The 14,328-nt window shown below is 69.5% G+C and carries 14 protein-coding genes; 7 read left to right on the forward strand and 7 right to left on the reverse strand.

What is annotated here, in order from left to right:
- Positions 1-2 precede the first annotated feature (2 nt).
- Positions 3-926, reverse strand: coding sequence for an ABC transporter substrate-binding protein (locus tag ACWDMM_RS21210; RefSeq protein ID WP_195082758.1), 924 nt, complete (start codon positions 924-926; stop codon positions 3-5).
- Positions 927-1,584: 658 nt separating this feature from the next.
- Between ACWDMM_RS21210 and ACWDMM_RS21215 the strand changes: the two genes are divergently transcribed.
- The 4 genes from ACWDMM_RS21215 to ACWDMM_RS21230 all read left to right on the forward strand — a co-directional run bounded on the left by ACWDMM_RS21215 (position 1,585) and on the right by ACWDMM_RS21230 (position 4,676).
- The gene (locus ACWDMM_RS21215; RefSeq protein ID WP_449939007.1) at positions 1,585-2,046 is read left to right on the forward strand and encodes a PLDc N-terminal domain-containing protein; all 462 of its coding nucleotides are present in this window, start codon (positions 1,585-1,587) and stop codon (positions 2,044-2,046) included.
- Between the two features lie 452 nt (positions 2,047-2,498).
- Positions 2,499-2,978 (forward strand): DUF7144 family membrane protein, encoded by a 480-nt coding sequence (locus ACWDMM_RS21220; protein ID WP_195082756.1) that lies wholly within the window; start codon positions 2,499-2,501, stop codon positions 2,976-2,978.
- A 71-nt stretch (positions 2,979-3,049) separates the two neighbouring features.
- Positions 3,050-3,271 (forward strand): hypothetical protein, encoded by a 222-nt coding sequence (locus ACWDMM_RS21225; RefSeq protein WP_195082755.1) that lies wholly within the window; start codon positions 3,050-3,052, stop codon positions 3,269-3,271.
- A gap of 79 nt (positions 3,272-3,350) precedes the next feature.
- Positions 3,351-4,676 carry a diacylglycerol/lipid kinase family protein gene (locus ACWDMM_RS21230; protein WP_195082754.1) on the forward strand — a complete coding sequence of 442 codons (1,326 nt, stop codon included), beginning with the start codon at positions 3,351-3,353 and terminating at the stop codon, positions 4,674-4,676.
- A 74-nt stretch (positions 4,677-4,750) separates the two neighbouring features.
- Here the strand turns inward: ACWDMM_RS21230 and ACWDMM_RS21235 are convergent, their stop codons facing one another.
- Entirely contained in the window at positions 4,751-5,845 is a 1,095-nt protein-coding gene (locus tag ACWDMM_RS21235; RefSeq protein ID WP_195082753.1) for an isocitrate/isopropylmalate dehydrogenase family protein, read from the reverse strand.
- 79 nt (positions 5,846-5,924) lie between these two features.
- On the opposite strand from ACWDMM_RS21235, the gene ACWDMM_RS21240 reads away from it, so the two are divergent.
- Positions 5,925-6,455: a 2'-5' RNA ligase family protein gene (locus tag ACWDMM_RS21240; RefSeq protein ID WP_449939011.1), complete on the forward strand. Its 531-nt coding sequence runs from the start codon at positions 5,925-5,927 to the stop codon at positions 6,453-6,455.
- 47 nt (positions 6,456-6,502) lie between these two features.
- The gene (gene trxA / locus ACWDMM_RS21245) at positions 6,503-6,874 is read left to right on the forward strand and encodes a thioredoxin (protein WP_067808360.1); all 372 of its coding nucleotides are present in this window, start codon (positions 6,503-6,505) and stop codon (positions 6,872-6,874) included.
- Positions 6,875-7,027: 153 nt separating this feature from the next.
- Here trxA and ACWDMM_RS21250 read toward each other — a convergent pair whose 3' ends face one another.
- On the reverse strand, positions 7,028-7,465 hold the full coding sequence (locus ACWDMM_RS21250) for a 2-isopropylmalate synthase (RefSeq protein ID WP_195082751.1): 438 nt from the start codon (positions 7,463-7,465) through the stop codon (positions 7,028-7,030).
- Positions 7,466-7,892: 427 nt separating this feature from the next.
- On the opposite strand from ACWDMM_RS21250, the gene ACWDMM_RS21255 reads away from it, so the two are divergent.
- The gene (locus tag ACWDMM_RS21255; protein WP_449939014.1) at positions 7,893-8,207 is read left to right on the forward strand and encodes a DUF6191 domain-containing protein; all 315 of its coding nucleotides are present in this window, start codon (positions 7,893-7,895) and stop codon (positions 8,205-8,207) included.
- Between the two features lie 60 nt (positions 8,208-8,267).
- On the opposite strand, the gene ACWDMM_RS21260 is transcribed toward ACWDMM_RS21255, so the two are convergent.
- The 4 genes from ACWDMM_RS21260 to ACWDMM_RS21275 form a co-directional block, all read right to left on the reverse strand.
- A complete protein-coding gene (locus ACWDMM_RS21260) occupies positions 8,268-8,762 on the reverse strand; it encodes a beta-class carbonic anhydrase (protein WP_195082749.1) in 495 nt (164 codons plus the stop codon).
- A 200-nt stretch (positions 8,763-8,962) separates the two neighbouring features.
- Positions 8,963-11,707, reverse strand: coding sequence for a DNA polymerase I (gene polA / locus ACWDMM_RS21265; protein ID WP_449939016.1), 2,745 nt, complete (start codon positions 11,705-11,707; stop codon positions 8,963-8,965).
- Between the two features lie 114 nt (positions 11,708-11,821).
- Positions 11,822-13,510 carry a DUF885 domain-containing protein gene (locus ACWDMM_RS21270; protein WP_449939018.1) on the reverse strand — a complete coding sequence of 563 codons (1,689 nt, stop codon included), beginning with the start codon at positions 13,508-13,510 and terminating at the stop codon, positions 11,822-11,824.
- 53 nt (positions 13,511-13,563) lie between these two features.
- On the reverse strand, positions 13,564-14,259 hold the full coding sequence (locus tag ACWDMM_RS21275) for an ABC transporter ATP-binding protein (RefSeq protein ID WP_323124502.1): 696 nt from the start codon (positions 14,257-14,259) through the stop codon (positions 13,564-13,566).
- Between the last annotated feature and the right edge of the window lie 69 nt (positions 14,260-14,328).

A 14,328-nucleotide genomic window follows, 5' to 3' on the forward strand; every position in this document is an offset into this window, starting at 1 on the left:
GATCAGCTCACGGCACCGTTGACGACGGACTTGGCGATCGCGCCTTCCTGCACGCCCCAGTTCTTCGTGATCTCGAGGTACTTGCCCGTGTCGATCAGGTGCTGGACCGCCTTCTGCAGCACGGCGGCCAGCGGCGCGCCCTTGGGCACGGCCCAGCCATAGGGTGCGGAGTCGAACACCGGGCCCGCGTTCTCGATCTTGCCGTCGCTCTGCTTGATCGCGTACGCCGTCACCGGTGAGTCGGCCGACATGGCGTCGACCTGGCCGAGCACGAGCGCGTTGGTCGCGGCGCTCTGCTCGTCGAACGACTTGATGTCGATGGCGGGTTTGCCCGCGGCGACGCACTTGGCGCTCTTGGCGGGCACCTCGTCGGTGTGCTCGACGGTGGTGGCCTGCACGGCGACCTTCTTGCCGCACGCGTTCTCCGGGTCGACCGGCTTGCCCTTCTGCTGGGCCCACTGGATGCCCGCGTTGAAGTAGGTGGTGAAGTCGACCTGCTGCTCGCGTTCCTTGGAGTCGGTGATCGACGACATGCCCACGTCGTAGGTGCCCGCCTGGATCGAAGGAATGATCTTCTCGAAGGCCGACTCGACGTACTCGGCCTTGACGCCGAGCACCGAGGCGACCGCGTCCATCAGGTCCACGTCGAAGCCGACGATCCGGCCACCGGCGTCCTTGTACTCGTTCGGCTGATAGGGGATGTTCACTCCGACGACCAGCTTGCCGGACTGTTCGATCTTGTCGGGGAGTTGCGCCGCGATCTCGTCGACCTTCTCCACCTGCACCTTCGCCACCGAGGGGCCGGTGTCCTCGGTGTTCGTGGTACATCCGGTCAGCACCAGCGCGCCCGCGGCGAGCGCGCCCGCGGCGGCTCGCAGGGCGCGCCTGCCGAGAAACGAACGATCAGACACAGCAGCCCTCCACATTTCGGATCCACGCAACCCGGGCGTCATCACCCGTTTGGCAATCTAAGCGACCGGGCCGCTCCGCGCTGGACAGTAATGCAACAGCAACAAGATCTGCTCGCGCGACCCCGTGCCGGTGCACCGGCGCGAGACCCTACCCGCCGGGTGCGTCGGCGCGGTGCCGCTGCTTCCCGCACGCGCTGTTCGGGGCGTCGGCCGCGGCTCACGGGCACAGTGGTCACATACCATGCAGGACACCGCTGCGACACCGGCTCCGTGCGCGAGGCCCCCGCGCAGCCGGCGAATTCACCGGAAATCTTGACGACGTCTCCGCCAGCGTCGATGATTATTTGCCGGTCTTTTCGGGCCGGACGAGTTTCTCCGGCTCGACGGCTGCAGCGAACGACCTGTCCGGACACTCGAAAATTGATGTGCTCTCGAATATTCGAGCGGCACGGCGCCGGTGAAACGTTTTCTTTCTCGAGCGCTTCGCACCGACGCCCGCCCCGAGCACCGATGCGGGTCGGCCTACCGAGCGAATCGGCGTACGACAGGCAGAGCCCGGCACGCGCACAGAGGAAGGTTTGTTTTCCGGCCACCGGGCCGCCCGACGGCCCGATCCAGAACATGGTGAGCCGTGGATTCGCATACGCCGCGGGCTCACCCGAGGAGGTTCATCATGGATTCGTTCTGGGACTACGTGTGGTACACGATCCTTGTATTCGCTTTCGTCGCATACCTGATCGTGCTGTTCCAGATCCTGGTCGATCTGTTTCGCGACCACTCCGTTTCTGGCGTCGCCAAAGCCCTGTGGGTGATCGCCTTGGTGGTGTTCCCCTATCTCGCGGCCTTGGTCTACCTCATCGTCCGGGGCCGGGGTATGGCGCTGCGCGCCCAGCGGGCCCAAGCCGAGGCCAAAGAGGCCACCGACCAATACATCCGGGAGGTCGCGGGCAAGTCTCCCGCGGAGAGCATCGCCGACGCCAAAGCCCTCCTCGACTCGGGCGCGATCACCGTGGCCGAGTTCGAGCAGCTCAAGGCCCATGCACTGGCGGGAAAGCCCGGCCACGCCGCGCAACCGGGCGCCGCGCAGGCGCCGCAGCAGACCGGGGTACCCCCCGCCCGGCCGGTGGCGCGGTGAGCGGCGCTCCGAGTTGAGCGAGTTCCTTCGACGCGGTGATCCGGTCCATGCCCGCACCGCCGTCACTCGGTGGCGCGGGCCCGGCCGGTGGCGCGGCGGGCTGGGCCGCATACCGGGGGAGATTCGATAACGGGACAGTCAACCAACCCTATCGCGGCGATATCGATATCGGTCACCGGAAGCCTCTTTTCCGTTGCGAAACGACGAAATCCGTTCGAATCGGGCCGCCGCGCCGATCGATATCCGCCGGAATACGAAGCGGTATCACGAATCCGGGAACTGACAACTACGAATTCGCCTGCCATCCCGGTGCTAATCTCAGTCATACGCCGCCGACCGTCACCCGGTCGTGCAATATCCGGCCCGGCCCCCCGGGGCACGAAGCCCGTTCCGGCACGACGTGTATGCGCACCGCTCATGCCGATAGGAATCAGTCGCGAAGGGAAGCGCAAATGTCGCAGCACACGCCGGTGAATCGAGAAGACCATCGCGTCCGGCAAGGCATCGCCGCAGGCACATCGATCGCGGCCGCGATCATACTGACCACCATCGGGTTCCTTCAGTTGTTCCAAGGGATATCGGCGGTGGCCGAGGACGAGCTTTTCGTCCAAGGCCAGCAGTACACCTTCAAGTTCGACTTCACCGCGTGGGGCTGGATTCACATCGCGCTCGGCGTGGTGATGATCGTCGTCGGCATCGCGTTGATGACCGGCGCGACCTGGGCGCGGGTGTCGGCGATCGTCATCGCGGCGCTGTCGATCATCGCCAACTTCCTGTGGCTGCCCTACTACCCGGGCTGGTCCATCCTGATCATCGCGCTCGACACCGTGGTGATCTGGGCCGTCGCGACATGGAACCCGGACACGACGTTCTCCGGGCCGAACGCGGCCACCGGCCCCGAAGCGCCGCCCTCCGGCTCGGCGACGGTCTGAGCAGCGCCCGGGCGCGTCCCGCCTGCCCCGACTCCGTTCCCGGAGTGCGGAACCCATGGATTCCCACGCGAGTGACCACCGCGGTGCCGACGCCGCCGCGGACCGCGCTGCGGGGGGTCGCCGTGCCAGGCTTGGTGAGCGCGCTGGGCGCCTACCTCACCGGCGGGTGGGCTTCGCCCACCGCGGCGCACCGTGGATCCGGGCGCGGCATGAACGCGGTACGGCAGCTGCGGCGATCCCGCCCGCCGAACCCGGTGCGGACCCGGGCTTCCCGAGCGCGCGCCGCACGCTGATGATTCGTCCCGCTGGGGTCGGGCGGCGACCGGCCGAGCCCGAGGCGGACAACGGGACCTCGGTCGGGGGCGGTGCGTGATGCCGGGAGCCCAGGTCGGCGCGGCGCGGCCGCTGAGCGCTCGGCAGTGGTGGGCCAGGGCGGCATTCGCCGCCGCGATCGCCGCGGTCGTGCTGCCGCTCGCGGTGGCCGGGCTGCGCGGCTTGCTCGCTCTGTTGATCGCCGGGGCCGGCGGCGTCGCGCTCACCGTCGCCGGGGTCTACTGGTCGTTGATCAACCGGGGCGCGTTGCGGGCCGTTTCGGCGGCCCTGGCGATCTTGTCGCCGATCGTGGTGGTGCTTCTGTTCATGCGGGAACGTCAACTGTGGGTGATGCTGATCTGCGGCGCGCTGCTCGCAGTGGCCCAGGTGTGCGCGCGCCGGGCATTGCGCGACGACCGTGCGCAGTGGCCGGTGCCCGAGTTCCCCGCCGCCCCGGCACAACACCCGTTCCTCGTGATGAACCCCCGCTCCGGCGGGGGCAAAGTCCTGCTGTTCGATCTGCCGCGCAAGGCCCGCGAACTCGGCGCCGAAGTGGCCCTGCTGGCCGGCCCGGATCCGATCGATGTCGCCGCGCTGGCCCGGCGAGCGGTCCAGCGCGGCGCCGATCTGCTCGGCGTGGCCGGCGGCGACGGAACACAGGCTTCGGTCGCGGCGGTCGCGGCGGAATACCGGCTACCTTTCCTGGTGATCGGCGCTGGAACACGGAACCACTTCGCGCGGGATCTGGGACTGGATACGAAGAATCCGGCCACCGGCCTGGCGGCGCTGCGCGACGGTGTGGAGATCCGGGTCGACCTCGGCACGATCAACGGGCGCACGTTCGTCAACAATGCTTCCTTCGGCGTCTACGCGGAGGTGGTGCGCAGCCCGCAGTACCGCGACGACAAGACCGGGACCGTGTTGCGGATGCTGCCCGACTTGCTCGGGCACGGCTGCGGCTCCGGGCTGCGAGCGCGCGTCGGCAACGTGGCCGTGGACGGGCCGCAGGCGGTCCTGGTGAGCAACGGCCCGTATGCCACCGGCGATCTCGCCGGCCTCGGCCGCCGCGCCCGGTTGGACGCGGGCCTGCTCGGCGTCGTGACGGTCACGGTGGCGAGCACGCGACAAGCGGTGGGTCTGCTGCGCCGTGCGCACGATCGCGGTCTGGTGCGGCTCACCGCCACCGAGGTGGTCGTCGACGCGGACGCGGCCGAGATCCCGGTCGGCGTGGACGGTGAATCCCTGCGCCTCGAAACGCCCGTGCGCTGCGCGATCTCGCCCGGCGCCCTGCGCGTGCGGGTCCCGCGGACGCGGCCGGGGACGCGGGTCGCGCCTCCGACGCTGAACTGGGCGCGGTTGCGAGAACTGGCCGGGCGCTCCACCTGAACGACGAACCGGCTGCGAACTGGTCCAGCAGGACCGCGCGAGATCGGCGTCGACCTGGAGTGAACGTTCTCCGGCTACCTGCGATGCACCCTGGCGCACACCTGCTCGGTGAATTCGCTGGTGGATGCCAGTCCGCCGAGGTCGGCGGTGGCGATGCCGGCCTCGAAGGCCGCGGCGACGGCCCGTTCGATTCGCTCGCCCGCCCGCGCCAAGGTCACCTCGGCGTGCCGGGCCGCCAGCCAGCGCAGCAGCATCGCCGCCGACAGTTGCAGTGCCGCCGGGTTCGCCCGGTTGTGCCCGGCCAGCGCGGGCGCCGCGCCGTGCACCGCCTGGGCCATGGCCGTGGTGTCCGAACAGTTCAGCGACGCGGCCAGCCCGAGCGATCCGCTCAGCTCCCCCGCCAGATCGGACAGGATGTCCCCGAACAGGTTCTCGGTGACCAGGACGTCGTAGTCGGATGCGGCGCGGACCAGGTGCGCGGCCGCCGCGTCGACGTGTTCGTCGTCCACCTCGATTCCCGGGTATTCCTGGGCGACCTCACGGCAGACGTCGCGGAACAGACCCATGGTCAGCGGCAGCACGTTGGCCTTGTGCACGATCGTCACCCGTTTGCGTCGCCTGGCGGCCAGCCGGAACGCCTGATGCGCGATCCGTTCGCAGGCGGCCCGGGTCACCAGCCCGACCGACATCGCGATGTCCTGCGTCGGCCGGAACTCCCCCGACCCGGCGACCATGTTGCGGTCGGCGTAGAACCCTTCGCTGTTCTCCCGGACGATCACCAGGTCGATGTCGGGCGCCGCGGCGCGCACGCCGGCGAAAGCCCGCGCCGGACGGATGTTGGCGTAGAGGCCGAAATGCTTGCGGATGGCCCCACCCGGCGCGACGCGATGTTCGGGCGGGTAGGAGGCGTTGTCGTGCGGGCCGAGAATCCATGCGTCCACGGCGGCCAACCGCTCCAGCGTCCGCTCCGGCAGTGGCGTGCCGAACTCGGCGATGGCCTGATGCCCCATGACCAGCGGCACCCACTCGACCGGGGCGGCTCCGGCCGCGGACAGCGCCTCGTCGACGACCTGCCTGGCCGCTCGCACCACCTCGGGGCCGATGCCGTCGCCGTCGATCAGGCCCAGCCGCAGCGCCCGGTCCAGCCGGGGTCGATTCGCGTCGTTCACCGGAACATCCTCCCGCCGGCGCGCCCTGCCGCCGGAACCGGCCCGCGGACACGCCGGTTGCGGCTACCTTCGGGGGACCATGGTGCAGTCGGTCGAACTACTGCTCGACGAGGCCGCCGACGCGGAGATCCGCCGCCAGTGGCAGCTGCTGGCGGAAGCGGGCGTGCCGAGTCTCGCCGCGCGCGGCGACGCGTCGAATCGTCCGCACATCACCGCCGGGGTGGCCAGGCAGATCTGGCCGCGCATCGAGCAGGCGCTGGACGAGCTGGCCGTCGCGCCGATCCCCGTCCGGCTCGGCGGGCTGGTGGTCTTCGGCGCCCGCCGCCCCATTCTGGTCCGGCTGGTGGTCCCGTCCGAGGCGCTGCTCGCCCTGCACCGCCGGATCTTCCACACGATCTCCCCGTGCCCCGGCGTTCCGGCCAACCTGCATCCGGACGCGTGGACTCCGCACATCACCCTCGCCAGGCGGGTGCCCCCGCTCCAGCTCGGCGAGGCCGTCCACGCCGTCGCCCGGGACCGGGATTTCTCCGCGACGGTGGTGGGTATCCGTCGATGGGACGGGGATCAGCGGCGCGAGTGGCCGGTCGGCCGGGTCCGCCGTGGAAGATAACCGGAGCAGCCCGCGTTATAGCGAGCACACCGAAACGAGAGGACGTCATGGCCACCCAGACGCTGACCCAGCACAATTTCGATGAGGTAGTCACCGGGAACGACGTGGTACTCGTCGATTTCTGGGCCGATTGGTGCGGTCCGTGCAAGAGCTTCGCACCGACTTTCGAGGCCTCCTCCGACAAGCACCCCGACGTGGTGCACGGAAAGGTCGACACCGAATCCGAGCAGGGCCTCGCGGCGGCCGCCAACATCCGCTCCATCCCGACCATCATGGCTTTCCGGGAGGGCGTGCTGGTGTTCGCGCAGCCCGGCGCGCTGCCGCCCGCGGCGCTCGAGGATCTGGTGACCCAGGTCAAGGCACTGGACATGGACGAGGTGCGCAAGCAACTCGCCGAGCAGCAGCAGGCTGGACAGTGATCCGCGCGGCGCGGTGAACCACCGCGCCGCAAGGGAATTCATTCGGGCCCGGATACGGACACGCGGAAGCGGCAGTCCGTGTCCGGGCCCGCTGCGCGTCCGGGGCCGGGCGCACCCTCAGGGCGGCATGCCCCGAGGGTGCGATGCCCTGAGTCAGGACGCGCCGAGCAGGTTGACGCCCGCGATCATGGCGCGGACGGTCGACTCGGCGCCGTCGTCCGCGATCGCCGCGCCCCAGCCGCGCCTGCCGTTGCATTCGCACTGCACGAAGGTGGCGGTGCCGTCGGCGGTGCGCCGCTGGTGGAACTGCAGGATCTCGACGGGGTAGCCCTCGTCGTAGAGGGCAGAGGTCATCGCCGCGACAGGGTTGCCGGTGGCGACGACGCTCCGCAGATGCCCGGCGAACTCCAGCGTGGCGGTGAACTCCGCGGTCCGCGTGCCGGCGGGCGACCACTCGCCGAGCCGGATCGGTCCGCCGTGCGCGCAGTAGCGGCTGTGGAATTCCGCCGAGGTCAGCCCGGCGGCTTCGGCGCGTAGGCCCTTGGGGGCGGCGGCGTGGAACATGTCTGTATCAAGAGTCAGGATGGTCATTGAAAGTAGGTCTTCCCGAAGAATGTCGTGGCTCAGTTGACAGAGGGGACCAGCACTAACAAGTGGTTTTTGCCCGCAGCGAGGGGGCCGGCCCGAATCAGACCCCGCTACGGCGGGCTACTACGAGGACTCGGGGAAGCGACGCCACCATCGCGGTGAGCGGAAGTAGCTCGGCACGAACCTCGGGCACGGAGGCGGTAGCCTGCGCGGCCACGGAGGGCCCGATGAGCGACACCGAAAGCAGAGCGCTGTCGCGGTCTGCGACGTGGAGCGCTGCGCTGCGGCGGTCGGCGGGATTCGGCACGGGATCGAGGATAGGGACATCGCGACGCAATAGCAACCACATACGATGCCCGATTTGTCTACTGGCGAGTACCATCGTCGCAGTTCAGGACGGCGCAGCCCGGCGGAGGCTAGCGTCGGTGACATGGGTCTCCTCGTGGCGCCGACCATCCCGGGTCTGGCCGTCCTGCTCATCCTGCTGGCCTTCGCCGAAGTCGCCTGGAACAAGCTCACCGGCGGCCGCGCGCTGCCCTGGACCCGCGAGCTGTCGGGGATCCCGGTCGCCGCGGCGGGGTTCGAAGAGGTCACGGCGGTTTTCCAGGGCGGCGAACACCACGAGTTCGAACAGCGGATGACGACGCTGATGCACCGGGAGGACTCCTCCGCGGGCGCGCCGCCGCGCGACGAGGTGGACCTCGGCGCGGCGTCGGCGCGGCGGATCGCGCGGCGACCGTCGTGAAACGCAGTGAGATCCGGGCGATCGCACCCGGATCTCACTGCGGCAGTGTGGTTTTCGCCCCTACGCGGGCAGCACCTCGTTCAGCTTGCCGGTGGCGACGTCGAAGACGAAGCCGCGGATCGAGTCCTTGTGCGGCACGAACGGGCTGGCGACGATGCGCGCGATCGATTGGCGCACATCGGTTTCCAGATCCGAGAAGGCCTCCGCCGCCCACTCGGGCTTGATGCCGGTCTCCTCCTGGATGCTCGCCTTGAAGTCGTCGTCGGTGAAGGTGAGCATGCCGCAGTCGGTGTGGTGGATCAGGATGATCTCCCTGGTGCCGAGCAGCCGCTGGCTGATGGCCAGCGAGCGGATCTCGTCGGCGGTGACGACACCGCCCGCGTTGCGGATGACGTGCGCCTCGCCCTCGGCGAGGCCGAGCGCGCCGTAGACATTGAGCCGCGCGTCCATGCACGCGACCACGGCCACGCCCTTCGCGGGCGGCAGCGGCAGCGGGCCCTGGAAGGTGCTCGCGTATGCCGCGTTGTTCTGCAGGTACTCATCGGTGACAGTCATGGGCCATCCCCTGCGCTCGGTATGCGTGAATCCCTATATATGACCAGCCCAACGGTAGGTGGCCGCGCGGCATGAGACATGGGTCCCGTTCACCGTGATTCGTTTACTTGCGCGCGGTGGCCCGATGATAGCTCGGCGGATGCCGGATGCCGGGCCCGCGCGGCGGAGCCCGGCATGTCGGCGCGGCGCGCTCGCGCCGGTCAGTGCGCGGCGGAGTCCCAGCTGCGGCCGACGCCGACCGAGACTTCCAGCGGCACCGACAGCGCGATCGCCGCGGACATCTGCTCGCGCGCGAGCGCCTCCAGCGTCTCCCGCTCCCCGTCGGCGACCTCGAACAGCAGTTCGTCGTGGATCTGCAACAGCATCCTGGAGCGCAGGCCCGCCTCTCGCATCGCCCGGTGCACGTTGATCATCGCCACCTTGATGATGTCGGCCGCGGTGCCCTGGATGGGCGCGTTGAGCGCCATCCGTTCGGCGGCCTCCCGGCGCTGCCGGTTGCTGGAGTCCAGATCGGGCAGGTAGCGGCGGCGGCCGAACAGCGTCTCGGTGTAGCCGACCTTGCGCGCCTGCTCCACCACCTCGTAGAGGTAGTCGCGGATGCGGCCGAAGCGGGCGAAGTAGACCTCCATCTGCTCCTTCGCCTCGGTGGTGCTGATCTTCAGCTGCGCGGACAAGCCGTAGGAACTCAACCCGTAGGCCAGGCCGTAGGACATCGCCTTGATCCGGCGGCGCAATTCCGGGGAGACCTCGGAGATCGGGATGTCGAACGCCTTCGACGCCACGAAGCTGTGCAGGTCCTCTCCCGAGTTGAACGCCTCGATCAGTCCCTCGTCCCCGGACAGGTGGGCCATGATCCGCATCTCGATCTGGCTGTAGTCGGCGGTCATCAGCGACTCGTAGCCGGAGCCGACCACGAAGGTGTCACGGATCTGCCTGCCGGTGTCGGTGCGGATCGGAATGTTCTGCAGGTTCGGTTCGGTCGAGGACAACCGGCCGGTGGCCGCGATCGTCTGGTTGAACGTGGTGTGGATGCGACCGTCCTCGGCGACGCATTTGAGCAGGCCGTCGACGGTGACCTTCAGGCGGGTGGCGTCGCGGTGCGCGAGCAGATGTTCCAGGAACGCGTGCTGGGTCTTCTCGTAGAGCGATTCCAGGGCGTCCGCGTCGGTGGTGTAGCCGGTCTTGGTGCGTTTGGTCTTCGGCATGTCCAGCTCGTCGAACAGCACAACCTGCAACTGCTTGGGCGAGCCGAGGTTGATCTGCTTGCCGATCACCTCGTAGGCCGCCTCGGCCGCCTCGGCGACCCGGTCGGCGAACTGCCGCTGCAACGTCGCGAGCTGGTCGGTGTCCACCGCGATGCCCGCCGCCTCCAAGGTGGACAGCACACCCAGCAGCGGCAGTTCCATGTCCGCCAGCAGCGGGGTGGACTCGATCTGGGCCAGTTCCCCGTCGAGCGCGTCGGCCAGGTCGGCGACGGCACGCGCGCGCAGCATCTGCGCCCGCGCCAGCTCCGCGTCGGCGGCGTCCTCGTCGTCCAGCAGCGACAGCTGCGCGGTGTCGCCGGTCTCGGCGCGCAGCTCCCGGTGCAGGTAGCGCAGCGACAGGTCGTCGAGGTTGAACGTGCGCTGGCCGGGACGCACCAGATACGCCGCCAGCGCGGTGTCGCTGGTGAGCCCGCCGAGCGTCCACCCGCGCCCGCGCAGGGCATGCAGGGCGGACTTGGCCTCGTGCAGCGCCTTCGGCACGGCCGGGTCGGCCAGCCAGGCGCCCAGCGCCGCCTCGTCCTCGGGGGTGAGCACCGTGACGTCGATGTAGCCGCTCTCGCCGTCACCCGCGGCGATGGCGAGCGCGCGCACGTCGCCACCGGCGGGCGAGCCGGTGCCGACGATCGAGACACCATGGCGCACACCGGCTTTCGCGTGCTCGGCGAGCCAGTCGGCGACCGCGCCGATCTCCAGTGCGCCGCCGCTGATCTCGAAACCGGCTTCGGCCTCCGGCTCCGGCGGAGCCAGCGTCTCGAACAGCCGGTCGCGCAGCACCCGGAACTCGAGATCGTCGAACAGCTGATGGATCTTCTCGCGATCCCACGGTCCCTGCGCCAGCTGGTCGGGGGTGTAGGGCAGCGGCACCTCCCGCATCAGCTCGGTGAGCTGCCGGTTGAGCACCACGCTGCTCAGGTTGGCCCGCAGCGCGTCGCCGACCTTGCCCTTCACCTGGTCGACCTTCTCGACCAGGGTGTTCAGGTCGCCGTACTCGCGGATCCACTTCGCCGCGGTCTTCTCCCCCACGCCGGGGATGCCGGGCAGGTTGTCGCTCGGGTCGCCGCGCAGCGCCGCGTAGTCGGGGTACTGGCCGGGCGTGAGGCCGTACTTGGCCATCACCTCGTCGGGGGTGAACCGGGTGAGGTCCGAGACGCCCTTGCGCGGGTACAGCACGGTGACGTTCTCGTTCACCAGCTGGATGGAGTCCCGGTCGCCGGTGACGATGAGGACGCGGAAACCAGCGGCAGTCGCCTGCGTGGTGAGCGTGGCGATGATGTCGTCGGCCTCGAAGCCCTCGATCGCCATCACCGGGATGCCCAGCGCGCCCAGCACGTCCTTGGTGAGCTCGACCTGGCCGCGGAACTCGTCCGGCGTGGTATTGCGGTTGGCCTTGTACTCCGGATACGCCTCGGCGCGGAAGGTCTGGCGCGACACGTCGAACGCCGCCGCCACGTGCGTCGGCTTCTCATCGCGCAGCAGGTTGATCAGCATCGCGGTGAAGCCGTAGACCGCGTTGGTGGTCTGCCCGGTGACCGTCTTGAAATTCTCCGCCGGTAGCGCGAAGAACGCGCGATAGGCGATCGAATGCCCGTCCAGCAACAGCAGCGTCGGCCGGTCTCCCGAGCCGGGATCGCCGGAGCCGGACGCGGGGGCAGGACGCGGAGCGGTCGTGGGTGAACTCACGCCCCAGAGTCTAGGGACCGGCACCGACATGGCGATACGCCGACACCCGGCAGCCGCGGCCGCCGGGACCGGATCGCGGTTCGCGGGCGCGACCGGCGATCGCGCCCCGCGCCGTCACAGCGTGCCTGCCAGTTCGCGCAGCACCGGCAGGCTCACCGAGCCGGAGCCGAGCACCACGTCGTGGAAGGCCTTGATGTCGAAGCCTGCGCCGAGCCGCTCGGTGGCCGCCACCCGCTGGCGCAGGATCTCCAGCTGCCCGATCTTGTAGCCGACCGCCTGCCCCGGCATGGCGATGTAGCGGTCCACCTCCACGGTGATCTCGGCCAGCCCGACCGGCGCGTTGGCCACCATGAAATCGATGGCCTGTTGCCTGCTCCAGCCTTTCGCGTGCAGGCCGGTGTCGACCACCAACCGGCAGGAACGCCAGGAATCGCCCGCCAGCATGCCCAGGCGGCCGAGATCGTCCTCGTACAAACCCATCTCGTCGGCCAGCCGCTCGGTGTAGAGCGCCCAGCCCTCGACGAACGCGGTGTTGGCGAAGGACTGGCGCTGGAAGCGCGGCAGGTGGTCGAGTTCGTTGGCGATGGTGAGCTGCAGATGGTGACCGGGAATCGCCTCGTGGTAGGCCACCGACGCGGTCTCGAAGCGTCCACGACCGGTGGGATGGTGCTGATTGACGAAGTACGTGCCCGGCCGCGAGCCGTCGGCGGCGGGCGGGAAGTAGTACGCCGCAGGCGAATCCGCGGCCAGGAACTCGGGCACCGGGACGATGTCGCAGGACTCCTTCGGCAGCCGGCCGAACCAGTTCCCCATTTCGGCGGTGGCCAGGGCGAGCGCGCGGCGGGCGTCGAACATGATCTGCTCGGCGTCGTCGTAGCGCAGGGCGGGATCGTCGCGCAGCCGGGCGAAGATCTCGCCGAGATCGCCGGTGCCGAACAGCCGCGCGCCCACCGTCGCGTACTCCTCGCGCAGCTTCGCCAGCTCGGTGCGGCCGAGTTCGTGGATCTCGTCGGCGCCGAGATCGGGCAGCGTGGTGTGGTGGCGCAGCAACCGCCGGTAGATGTCCTCGCCGTCGCCGCCGAGCCAGCACAGGCCCGGCTGGTCGTCGGGACGAGCGGCGGGCAGCAGTTCGTCGTACAGCGCGTCGCGGTAGACCTGGAATGCGGGCCGGATGACATCCCGCGTCACCTCGGCCAGTTCCGAACGCCACGCGGCCTCGCCGTCCCAGCCCTCCGGACCGGCGAAGGTGACGAACGGGTCGGCGGCCACGTCGGAATCCAGGTAGCCGTCCAGCTGGTTGAGCGAGCGCTCGATGGCGATCCGCGCGGGCGTGCGGCCCGCGGCCAGCCCCGCCCGGAACCGCTCGACGGCCTGGCCGAGCATGTTTCCGAACTGGCGGTAGCGGCGCACCAGCGCCAGCGCGTGCTCCGGCCGCGGCGCATTCGTCTGCGGCGCCACCATCAGCACGCCGGCGTGCACGCCGTTCATCTGATCGGAGGCCAGCTCCATCGGCCGCCATTCCATGTGCTCGACCGCGCCGCTCAATTCGGTGCGCAGCAGGCTACGGGTGATGCGGTCGGCCTGGCCGAGCCGTTCGGCGTCGAGCGCGTCGACCGCCCGCAGCAGCTCGCGCCAGGTCGACAGCAGCCGCTGTTCGGCCTCGACGGACAGATCCTCGATCCGATCGTCGAAGCGGCGGTCGCCGAGCAGGGTCGCCTCGCTCGGCGCCGCCTCGAGCACGCTGTCCCAGTACCGCTCGGCCAAGCTCATCAGCTCGTCGTGACCATCCATGGTCACGATCATGCCTCGAGCCGGGCCGCGCGGCACCGGACTCGGCTGCGCGCCGGGTGGGGAGGTCAACCCACGCCGAGATACGCCGATTTCACCGCGGGATCGGTGAGCAATTCCGCGCCGCGCCCGGTTTTGGTGACCTCGCCGGTTTCCATGATGTAGGCGCGGTCGCTGCGGGCCAGCGCCTGCTGCGCGTTCTGCTCCACCAGCAGCACCGTGGTGCCCTGCTGATTGATCTCGCCGATGATCCGGAAGATCTGCTGGATCACCATGGGCGCCAACCCCATCGACGGCTCGTCGAGCAACAGCAGCCGCGGCCGCGCCATCAGCGCGCGGGCGATGGCAAGCATCTGCTGCTCACCGCCGGAGAGCGTGCCGCCGACCTGCTTGCGCCGCTCGAGCAACCGGGGAAACAGCTCGAACACCCACTCCAAGGTCCGCTCGTACTCCGCCTTCTGCTTGAAACCTCGTCCATAGCAACCCATGTCGAGGTTCTCCTGCACCGTCATGCCGGGGAAGACACCCCGCCCCTCCGGCGCTTGGATCAACCCGTGCAGCACCCGTTCGTGCGCCTTCATCCGGGTGATGTCGCGGCCCTCGAACAGGATCCGGCCCCGGGTCAGCGGCAGCAGGCCGGACATCGCACGCATCGTGGTCGTCTTCCCCGCGCCGTTGGCGCCGAGCAGGGTGACCAGCTCGCCCTCCGCGACCGTCAGCGAGATCCCGTGCAGCGCTTGGATTCTGCCGTAGTTGACGACCATGTCCTCGACTTCCAGCAGCGGCGCGCCCGCGGCGGGCTCGCGCGTCGCCTCCGTCCCCGGCGCTGTCAC

Source organism: Nocardia sp. NPDC003726 (assembly GCF_053586955.1).

What these genes read in the sequence shown, in the direction of transcription:
- ACWDMM_RS21275 (WP_323124502.1), bottom strand. Translation starts at nt 14,259, where the DNA reads ATGGTCGTCAACTACGGCAGAATCCAAGCGCTGCACGGGATCTCGCTG.
- ACWDMM_RS21240 (WP_449939011.1), top strand. Translation starts at nt 5,925, where the DNA reads ATGGTGCAGTCGGTCGAACTACTGCTCGACGAGGCCGCCGACGCGGAG.
- trxA (WP_067808360.1), top strand. Translation starts at nt 6,503, where the DNA reads ATGGCCACCCAGACGCTGACCCAGCACAATTTCGATGAGGTAGTCACC.
- ACWDMM_RS21255 (WP_449939014.1), top strand. Translation starts at nt 7,893, where the DNA reads ATGGGTCTCCTCGTGGCGCCGACCATCCCGGGTCTGGCCGTCCTGCTC.
- ACWDMM_RS21210 (WP_195082758.1), bottom strand. Translation starts at nt 926, where the DNA reads ATGTGGAGGGCTGCTGTGTCTGATCGTTCGTTTCTCGGCAGGCGCGCC.
- ACWDMM_RS21250 (WP_195082751.1), bottom strand. Translation starts at nt 7,465, where the DNA reads ATGACCATCCTGACTCTTGATACAGACATGTTCCACGCCGCCGCCCCC.
- ACWDMM_RS21220 (WP_195082756.1), top strand. Translation starts at nt 2,499, where the DNA reads ATGTCGCAGCACACGCCGGTGAATCGAGAAGACCATCGCGTCCGGCAA.
- ACWDMM_RS21260 (WP_195082749.1), bottom strand. Translation starts at nt 8,762, where the DNA reads ATGACTGTCACCGATGAGTACCTGCAGAACAACGCGGCATACGCGAGC.
- ACWDMM_RS21230 (WP_195082754.1), top strand. Translation starts at nt 3,351, where the DNA reads ATGCCGGGAGCCCAGGTCGGCGCGGCGCGGCCGCTGAGCGCTCGGCAG.
- ACWDMM_RS21270 (WP_449939018.1), bottom strand. Translation starts at nt 13,510, where the DNA reads ATGATCGTGACCATGGATGGTCACGACGAGCTGATGAGCTTGGCCGAG.
- ACWDMM_RS21215 (WP_449939007.1), top strand. Translation starts at nt 1,585, where the DNA reads ATGGATTCGTTCTGGGACTACGTGTGGTACACGATCCTTGTATTCGCT.